This is a genomic window from Curtobacterium sp. APC 4022 (assembly GCF_030407555.1).
Taxonomy (GTDB): domain Bacteria; phylum Actinomycetota; class Actinomycetes; order Actinomycetales; family Microbacteriaceae; genus Curtobacterium.
This window is the reverse complement of record NZ_JASDDD010000088.1, coordinates 1-2,338: the sequence shown is the minus strand read 5'-3', so window position 1 is coordinate 2,338 and position 2,338 is coordinate 1. Positions and strand designations below refer to the sequence as shown.

At 72.9% G+C, this 2,338-nt stretch carries 2 protein-coding genes; both read left to right on the top strand.

Annotation, left to right across the window (positions count from 1 at the left end):
* Positions 1–1,298 (top strand): M23 family metallopeptidase (locus tag QL987_RS16560; protein WP_290158753.1); only part of this gene is annotated, 1,298 nt, incomplete at its 5' end.
* Between the two features lie 31 nt (positions 1,299–1,329).
* Positions 1,330–2,338: hypothetical protein (locus tag QL987_RS16555; protein ID WP_290158752.1), on the top strand; the 1,009-nt coding region annotated here is incomplete at its 3' end.

Genomic DNA, 2,338 nt, shown 5'->3' with positions numbered 1-2,338 from the left:
CCCGCCGCCGCTTCCTGGCTGCCGGGGTCGCTGTCGTACTCGCCGCCGGGGCCCTCGTCGCCCTCGTGCCGTCGGGTGCCGCCTCAGCCGCCAGCTACCCGAGCTGGGACGACGTGCAGGCCGCCAAGCAGTCGCAGTCCGCCCAGGCCGCCAAGGTCACCGAGATCAAGGGCCTCATCGCGCAGCTGCAGTCGCAGTCCGCCGCGAAGGAGAAGGCCGCCGCCGCAGCCGGTACCGCGTACCAGACCGCCCAGACGGACTACGACCGCAAGGCACTCGAGCAGCGCAAGCTCCAGTCGCAGGCCGACGACGCCGAGAAGACCGCGCGGGCCTCCGAGGCGCAGGCCGGCCAGCTCGCCGCCCAGCTCGGGCGCTCCAGCTCCGAGGACGTCACCACGGACCTCCTCACCAAGCCCTCGGCCTCCGGTGACCTGCTGTACGAGCTCGGCGCGATGTCGAAGCTGTCCGAGCAGGCCGACGGCATCTACTCCGAGGCGAGCCAGGACCGCGGGACCGCCCAGGCCCTCGCCGACAAGTCGAAGACCGCCGAGGACGCCCTGGGCAAGCTCGCCGCCCAGGCCCAGACGAAGATGCGCGCCGCACAGAGCGCAGCGGACCAGGCCCAGGCCGCCGTGTCCGCCCAGGCCGACAACCAGGACCGTCTGGAGGCCCAGCTCGACCTCCTGACGTCGAAGACGAAGACGACCGAGGCCCAGTACGAGAAGGGTGTCCAGGTCGAGAAGGCACGCCAGGCACGGCTCGCTCGCGAGCGGGCCGCCGCCGCAGCTGCCGCAGCAGCGGCCGCCGCGCGTGCGCTCCCGCCAGCAGCGACCGCAGGTGTCCCGGCCTCCGGTGGTGGCGGGGCCTCCGGCGGTGGCTCCGCGAACGCGTCCGGCTGGGTCCGCCCGGCCGCCGGCTTCCAGTCGAGCCCCTACGGCCTCCGCGTCGACCCCTACACGCACGTCTACACACTGCACGCCGGCGTGGACCTCGCCCCGGCCTGCTACTCGCCGATCTACGCCGCAGCGTCCGGCACCGTGACCTTCGCGGGCAACGGCGGCGGCTACGGCAACGAGGTCATCATCGACAACGGTGGCGGCATCTCGACGGCCTACGGGCACATCGTCAACGGCGGCATCATGGTCGGCGCCGGCCAGCACGTCACCGCCGGACAGCAGATCGCCCAGGTCGGTTCCACCGGCTGGTCGACGGGCTGCCACCTGCACTTCGAGACCCGGGTGAACGGCGCCGCCGTCGATCCCGTCCCCTTCATGGCAGCGCGGGGGATCTCGGTATGAGCACGAGCACTGCCAGGAGGCACTGACCCGCATGAAGAAGCCTGCACGTTCCCTCGTCTGCGGTCTCGCCACCGTCTCGATGCTCAGCCTCGGGCTCTCGCTCGTGGTGGCCGTCCCGGCGCAGGCGGCACCGTCCGCCCCGTCGTGGAAGGACGTGCAGGCGGCGAAGGACGACCAGGCCGACAAGCAGCAGACGGTCGACGCCCTGACGGCCCGCATGTCGAGCCTCCAGTCCGCCGTGGACCGGACCGGGGCCACCGTGCAGGAAGCCGGCCAGCAGTACTCGCTGGCGGCGTCGCAGCAGCAGGAGGCCAAGGACGCGCTCGACGCCCTCACCGGCCAGGCGAAGCGTGCCAAGGCCGCGGCGAAGCAGTCCGCCGGCCAGGTCGCAGCCCTCGTCGTGGAGCTCTCGCGCTCCGGCGGTGGCGATCTGTCCACATCGATGCTCGTCGACTCCCGCGACGCGAAGGACCTGCTCTACCAGGTCGGCACGATGACGCACCTCTCCGAGCGCTCCGCGACCGTGCTCGACAAGGCGCAGTCGGACCAGCGCACCGTCGACGCCCTCGCCGCCCAGCAGCGCCAGGCGACGAAGGCCCTGACCGCCGCGACCACCAAGACGAAGGACGCGCTCGACAGCGCCAACGACGTCGCGGCGAACGCGGAGTCCGCGCTGGCGTCCGGGCAGGCGAAGCAGGACGAGGTCCTCAAGCAGCTCGCGTTCCTCAAGGGCACCTCGGTCGCCACCGAGCAGGCCTACTGGTCCGCGCAGCAGGCGAAGCAGGCCGAGATCCAGCTCGCGGCGCAGGCGAAGCGGGATGCGGCACGTCCGGCATCGGCCGACGACGGCGGTGTGGCCGCCAGCGGTGGCGCCGACTCCGGCAGCGGTGGCAGTTCCGGTGGCGGGGACGACTCCGGCGGCTCGACGAACGACGACCCGCCCGCGTCGAACCCCGTCGCGTCGACGCCGTCGAACTCCGCACCGTCGGGCAGCACCCCGGCAGCGCCGAAGCCGTCCGCGCCGAGGCCCGCAGCCCCGC